Below are 5,986 nucleotides of genomic sequence, written 5' to 3' on the forward strand. Positions count from 1 at the left end.
GGCCGGCCCGTCGCGGTCACCGGCGGCGACGACTGCACGGTGCGGGTGTGGGACCTGAGCACCGGCCAGCCCGTCACCTTCCCCTTGACCGGGCACACCAGCATGGTGAGGGCGGTGGCGTGCACGGTGCTGGCCGGCCGATCCGTTGCGATCACCGGCGGCGACGACCGCACGGTGCGGGTGTGGGACCTGAGCACCGGCCAGCCCGTCAGCTTCCCCTTGACCGGGCACAACCGCGGTGTATCGGCGGTGGCGTGCACAGTGCTGGCCGGCCGGCGCGTCGCAGTCACCGGCAGCGACGACGCCACGGTGCGGGTGTGGGACCTTGACGATCACCGGCGTATCGATGTGTGGCCATTCTGGGATGGATTATCCGCAGCCGCCACCGCCGACCGCGGCTGGCTAGTTGCCGCGGCGGGCTGGGATATCGCCGTCTTCGCCGTCGACTCACGTTCAGAGCAGCGTTCATGAAGGATCACGCAGGTCACACAGCGTCCGCGGTGTCAACTACCGCGACTGGCACAACCGTGCCAGTCTCACCTGCGATCGCGGCAGTCACCGCGCCTCGGCCATGCACACGAGGGCTTAGCACCAACCCGACCAGCAGAACGTTCAAACCAGCCACAGTGCTGCGAGTTCGCGTCCCGGAACGAACCAGAATCCCGGAACCCGCAGAGGTCGAGCCGTTCCAGCACCACCCCTGTCTCCTCAGCTGCTATCGAGCTGAGTGCGGGCATGCCCACCACAGCACACCACGATCCCGCCGTTGATGCCGCCGCCAGCAGGAGAAGCAGCACCGAAGTGCTGGCCGTCCCGGTCGCCGCGACGCCGACTGTGCTTCCCCGAGGGAGCCCGGAGGGCAGCAGACCCCGCAGCTCCGCAACGACAGGCAGCGCGCCGTCGAGGGTCGCCTCCCGAGTGCCGGGACCACGCCGGACAAGCCCGGCACGCTCCAGGGCCGCGATCCGCGCGGCCGGCGACGCAGACGTGTCCATCGCTAGGGCCCTCTCAGCGGACACGCCGTTCTCCCCTCACCCACGTCATGGACGGCGCGGAGGGGAACGCGCCGTCACTACCGGGCCAGTACATCCCGGTCCTGGCCAACTGACGATCGCCTGGTTCGCGCCACGGCGATCGTACATTCGTTCGAAATCATAGCGGCATCGCTGGGAGGTCGCAGCATTCCGCGTCACGATCCTGCGGGATGGTCTGCGGTGGCTTACCTGTCGGCTCGCGAAAGTCCGTCGACCAGCGACAGGCCCCCGCTTGTTGCGCAGGTGCTCCAGCCCTTGGTTTTCTAGCCTCGGCGTAAGCGTTGAGGACGGTGACTGTCGTCGGGCCGCGCGCTTGATGCTGCAGGAAGCCGTCGGGTCGTTGGGCTGGCACCGTTCGGCGTGTGCTGCCACGGCACGACGAGTGCCGTTCGGTCTGTGCGGTAGACCTGCTGCTGAACGTTGGTGCCGGTCACGACAAGCAGCGGAACATACGTCGGCCAGCCGCTGTGGTCTGATTCCGGTCGTGTTGCCATCCGCCCAATTACCGTCGCGCCGGACTCGAGCCGCACTGGCTGATGCTCTGGGAGCGGCGTGACACGGGTCGGCTTTCCGCGGGTAGTGGTGACGAGCCCTTCGCTGCGCAGGACGTCGAGGGCGTCGCGGACAGTATCGCGGCCGCAGCCGTGTGCGGCAGCAAGCCGCTGTTCCGGCGGGAGTGCCGAACCGGGCGGACGTTCCCCAGAAAGGATCGCCTGGCGGATGCTGGCGGCGACTTCTAGATATAGCACGGTACCTATATTTGGTGTGCGCATACCGCATATTAGGGCCCTGTGGCCCTAATATGCAATGACCGGCTAGGAGTCACCCGATCCTGATCGAGTCTGGTAAGTGGGGCGGCGTAGTCTGTGTCCGGCACTCCACCTTCCAGGTGTCCGTCAGGCTGCCCGGTTGAGTCGCAGGAGCCGGGCCAGGGTGGCGCGCTGGTCCTCGGTCATCGAGCCGGCCTCAGCGGCGAGTGCTTGGATCTCGTCCTCGATGGCAGGGTCCAGTAGGCGCTGCGCCATCGGTAGCGTGCCGCGCGCTGCAGGGTGGCCGGGGGTATCACGGTGCCGGTTGTTCGCACCTACATTCGAGTCCGTGGCTGGTTCGATGCTCGTGCCGCTCCGTTCTGGCTTCGGTCATGCCGATTGGGCCGAGGTGGCCCGGAGTGTGTCGCTGGATGGACGGAGGGAGGTGTCTCGAGGTGGTGGAGCCGAACTCGTCACTACCAGCCTCGCATCCGGGGCTACCACCGTAGTTTCGGCCGGCGCTGAATGACGTCTCGTAGAAAAGTCAGCTTTGAGTAGTAGTTCGCGTTGGCTGCGATCCCGTTCTCGCGGAGGAAATCGGCACACCACGAAGTCAGTGCCGCGAACTCGTTCATAATCAGGTCGATGTCGGGTGCCAGGACGCTGCGCGTTCGCATGTATTCGATCTCGCATTGCACCAGGGTCTCGTCGGGGTCTGCGTGCAGCGTGCTTCTGTCGAAAATGATGCTGTAGTGGCCTCCGGTGGCGACGGATTCGAACATGATGTCGTGTCGGATGCGTCGGAATGTGGGCAGCTGCCTGGCGTCTAGTCGCAGAACGTCACGGACGTACGCGTCCAGTGGCTGCCCCGGGTTGAACTCGCTGCTCACGTCCTCCTCGCGGACCAGTGCGTCCGTGTTGAAGCGTTTGCGTTTTAGTCGATACAGGTTAGGCCTGACGGCCATGAAGGAGACATACCCGCGTTGCGTTTCTGGCCCTTTGACGTCGAAGAGGTAGTTGTCGAAGTCCCGGGATTCGAAGTCCATACCGAATCGCGGCACCATGTTGGGGATGGCGCCGGCGGTCATCAGTTCGTGGGATTGGACGGCGAGGGGCCAGATCGGGGTTTGGTGCGGCAGGGTGAATTTGGTTTCGACCTCTTTCCCGGCGAACATCGGGGGTTTGGTGTATGCGTGGCTGTTGAGCACGCTGGCGTGGTCGGCATGAAGAGCTACGGCGGGGTCGAGCCAGCACAGGTCATCGACGGTGGCGGTGATGGGCTCGGTGGAGGTGCGGATGAAGCACCATCGGCCGGGTCGCTGGTGTGCGCGGCTGTAGACGTGCCAGCCCCCCTGATGACGGGTGGCGCAGAAGACCGGTGTCTGGAAGGCGGACCGATGTTGGCCGCCGAGGTCGGCGATGGTCTCGGCGATGGCGGCGCCGAGCTGGAGGCCAGGCAGCAATGATGGTCCGTCTGTAGCCGTGTGGGCCGTTCGGTTGCCGTCTCGGGTGCGGACCGTCACGGGAAGGTCGGCGAGGTCGGCGGTGGACAACATGATGGTGTTGGCTGGCGGCCCGGGCAGTCGCCTCGGCAGCTTCACGACGGTGACGAGGTCCTGCGGTGCGACGCGACGGCGTTGGTAGAGCAGGTCGTTGTCGCCGATCAGCATGACCGCTTCGCTGCGGGAGCAAGCGGCGTGGCGGCATACGCTCCCCTCGGCGAGGTTTGACCGGTTGTCATCGTTTCGTCCTCTTCTCAGGGGTTGCGACCTTTCGGGACGGCGCTGTTGGGGTGTACCCGCGAGAGCACTGATGGTGGATCGTGCGCTTGTGCATCGCCGACCGGGTGAGCGGCGCCGGTAGTCTGCCTTGGTGACGCATGTTGGCGCTGATCGGCGCACCGTAACGGCGGCGATTGCGGACGCCGCGGCGGCGGTTCTGGAGTTCGACGACGCCCGTAGGTGGTTGGCGGACGTGGGCGAGCAGCCTGTCGATCCGTTCGCTGCTGAGGTGTGGGTGTTCGACGAGTCCTTGCAGCGTGTGGTGCTCGTCCGGCATCGCTGGCGAGGTTGGGTTGCCCCGGGTGGACGGGTGGAGGGTTCGGAGTCTCCTCGTACAGCTGCTACGCGTGAGCTTGCGGAGGAGACTGGGATTGTGGCGGAACTGTTGCCGTTGCCGGCAGCGGTGTTCGTGCGTTCGTACCGTTCGGACTGGTCGGCGACGTTGGGTTTTGCCTACGCAGCGATCGTGGACGCCTCGGTGGCGTTGAGCTGGGAGTCGCATCAGCCGGGCGCGTGGATGTCGCTGGAGCGGGATTGGGACGGCGCCTTTCCCGAGGACCGTGCGCGGATGCGGACCTTCGCAGCCCTGTTGATACAGCATGGGACCGGCCTTGGCCGGTGAACTTGGGATGGCGCCTCCGTCACGCTTCACGTGGTTGATCGTGTGTCCGGCACGGGTCAGCGTTCGGCGGTGATGACGAGCCACTGCGTAGCGGTTGGCCGGTCAGGGTCGATCTCGCGGTAGGCCTGTTCGAGGATTGCCATGCGCTGGTCATAGGGGAGGCGGCCCGGGGGCCGGGCGAACAGGGGGATGGACAGCCACGCGCGTTTCTCCTCGAGTGTCCCGTGCTGGGTGACAACGTCTGCGGCCAGCAAGGTGAGTCCGGCGTTGCGCAGACGCTCGCGGACGACAGGCTCCGTCAGGATCGGACTCGTGTTGTCGTTGAGGGCGGGTGTGTAGCCGAAGTCGCGGACGGCGATGGCGGTGATCAGGTCGTTGAGCGAGGGCCGCGGGTCCCGCTGGGAGGCGGTGAGGCCGGCGAAGCCGCCGCCGATGTTGAAGACGAACCGGCCGCCGGGCCGGAGGATGCTGCGGACCCCGGCGAAGGTGGCGATGGTGTCGGTCTTCCAGACGCCGGCGTTGCACAGCACCGCGTCGACCGGTTCGGTGATGGCGGAGGCGACGTTCTCGGCGTCGGCGAGCATCCAGGTGATCCGCGGGTCAGTGCGGGTGCGCTGTCCGACGACGTGCATGGCTGGGGCGTTGTCGATGGTGATGACGCGGCCGTGTGTGGGCATGGCGGCGAGCGCGGCGGCGGCGGTGACGCCGGTGCCGCCGCAGAGGTCCACGGCGAGGTCTGTGTCGGCGAGGTCTGCCCGCTGGACGAGGTCGTGGCTGGAGACGGTGTAGAACGGGTAGTCGCAGGTGAACTGGTCGTATCGTTCCGCGTTGGTTTCCTTGTCCCAGCCGGTGAGGGCGTCGGGTGGTCGCATGATGTTCGCCTTTCGCCTGCGGGCGGCTCGGACTGACGAGATGGCGGTCGGAGCGCGGTGGGCCGGTGTTCAGAAGAGCTCGGTCTGGGTCCGGGTAGCTGGTGACGTGAAGGCGCCGAGGCTGATCTTCATGCCCTTGAGCTTGTTGAGGTCGAGGATGTAGCGGATCGCGTCTGGGTCGGGTGTGAGTTGGACCAGGATGCGTGTGCCGAGGCAGGAGCCGACGTGGAATCCGTGCTCGCCGGTGCGCAGTGGGTGTGGGTAGATGGCGCGGTGCTGCCCGGACTGCGTGTTGCGGAGGTGGTGGCCGGCGGCGGGCGGCGACCACGGAGTTGGGGCGGGTGCGTAGCCCAGGTCAGTGAGGGCGGCAGCTGCGCGCGCGACGTGGCTGCGGTGCGCGGTCAGGTCGATGTCGGGGTGAAGAAGGACTTGGAGTTTCGTCGTGGCGCGGACGGTCTGTGGGATGTCGAGGCGGGCGCTGAGGGTCTCTTCGAGCTGGCGGACGTTGTACCCGTCGGGTGCCTCGATGAGGTAGGTGGCGTGGATGGGGCCTTGCTCGTCGAGGCGGGAGGTCTTGCGGGGTGCGGCCGCGGTGCCGACCTTGATGGCACCGGGGCCGAAGGTCGCCAGGTAGAGCCAGTGTGGCTGCGCCAGGTACGCCTGGAGGGCGGCGGGGATGTGGTGGCCTTGGTGGGCGCGGTGCGCGAAACGGAACTCGTCTTGCGCGTTGCAGCCGGCGCATTGGTCGCCGCTGGTGGCTTCGGCCTGGTGCGGACAGGGCAGCGGTCGGACGTTGTACGTGTCGGCGAACTCGTACCGGCCGGTGCAGTACCGCACGGTGCTGGTCACCGCGAACCCGAGGGTGTGTCCGACGATGTCGATGTGGTCGAGGCGCGCCGTCGCCGGGTTGGCGAGCATGAGCGTGGGG

The 5,986-nt window shown here is 66.8% G+C and carries 8 protein-coding genes; 2 read left to right on the plus strand and 6 right to left on the minus strand.

The annotated features are described in order from the left end of the window. Window positions 1-471, plus strand: a 471-nt coding sequence (locus tag Dsi01nite_RS54665) for a WD40 repeat domain-containing protein (protein WP_505661201.1), incomplete at its 5' end; no start/stop codon positions are given. A gap of 65 nt (window positions 472-536) precedes the next feature. Here the strand turns inward: Dsi01nite_RS54665 and Dsi01nite_RS59290 are convergent. From Dsi01nite_RS59290 to Dsi01nite_RS54675, 4 genes are all read right to left on the minus strand, one after another. Further along, complete coding sequence (locus Dsi01nite_RS59290) at window positions 537-995, minus strand: ImuA'/RecA-like NTPase (protein WP_505661202.1); 459 nt, start codon at window positions 993-995, stop codon at window positions 537-539. Window positions 996-1,297: 302 nt separating this feature from the next. After that, window positions 1,298-1,807, minus strand: a complete 510-nt coding sequence (locus tag Dsi01nite_RS59145) for a GntR family transcriptional regulator (RefSeq protein WP_203854459.1) — start codon at window positions 1,805-1,807, stop codon at window positions 1,298-1,300. Between the two features lie 123 nt (window positions 1,808-1,930). Continuing rightward, on the minus strand, window positions 1,931-2,059 hold the full coding sequence (locus Dsi01nite_RS58650; RefSeq protein WP_275423520.1) for a hypothetical protein: 129 nt from the start codon (window positions 2,057-2,059) through the stop codon (window positions 1,931-1,933). A 221-nt stretch (window positions 2,060-2,280) separates the two neighbouring features. After that, window positions 2,281-3,453: a hypothetical protein gene (locus Dsi01nite_RS54675; protein ID WP_203854460.1), complete on the minus strand. Its 1,173-nt coding sequence runs from the start codon at window positions 3,451-3,453 to the stop codon at window positions 2,281-2,283. Between the two features lie 202 nt (window positions 3,454-3,655). On the opposite strand from Dsi01nite_RS54675, the gene Dsi01nite_RS54680 reads away from it, so the two are divergent. Continuing rightward, the gene (locus Dsi01nite_RS54680; protein WP_239137216.1) at window positions 3,656-4,186 is read left to right on the plus strand and encodes an NUDIX domain-containing protein; all 531 of its coding nucleotides are present in this window, start codon (window positions 3,656-3,658) and stop codon (window positions 4,184-4,186) included. Between the two features lie 56 nt (window positions 4,187-4,242). Here Dsi01nite_RS54680 and Dsi01nite_RS54685 read toward each other — a convergent pair whose 3' ends face one another. After that, complete coding sequence (locus Dsi01nite_RS54685; RefSeq protein ID WP_203854462.1) at window positions 4,243-5,058, minus strand: class I SAM-dependent methyltransferase; 816 nt, start codon at window positions 5,056-5,058, stop codon at window positions 4,243-4,245. Window positions 5,059-5,127: 69 nt separating this feature from the next. After that, the coding region (locus tag Dsi01nite_RS54690; RefSeq protein WP_203854463.1) for a DUF2797 domain-containing protein at window positions 5,128-5,986 on the minus strand (859 nt) is incomplete at its 5' end.

The sequence above is a fragment of the Dactylosporangium siamense genome (assembly GCF_016862795.1).
Taxonomy (GTDB): Bacteria; Actinomycetota; Actinomycetes; order Mycobacteriales; family Micromonosporaceae; genus Dactylosporangium; species Dactylosporangium siamense.

Bases quoted from the DNA above. Each gene is read 5' to 3' on its own strand.
- Dsi01nite_RS54685 (WP_203854462.1), bottom strand. From the start codon at position 5,058: ATGCGACCACCCGACGCCCTCACCGGCTGGGACAAGGAAACCAACGCG.
- Dsi01nite_RS59290 (WP_505661202.1), bottom strand. From the start codon at position 995: ATGGACACGTCTGCGTCGCCGGCCGCGCGGATCGCGGCCCTGGAGCGT.
- Dsi01nite_RS54675 (WP_203854460.1), bottom strand. From the start codon at position 3,453: ATGCTGATCGGCGACAACGACCTGCTCTACCAACGCCGTCGCGTCGCA.
- Dsi01nite_RS59145 (WP_203854459.1), bottom strand. From the start codon at position 1,807: ATGCGCACACCAAATATAGGTACCGTGCTATATCTAGAAGTCGCCGCC.
- Dsi01nite_RS58650 (WP_275423520.1), bottom strand. From the start codon at position 2,059: ATGGCGCAGCGCCTACTGGACCCTGCCATCGAGGACGAGATCCAAGCA.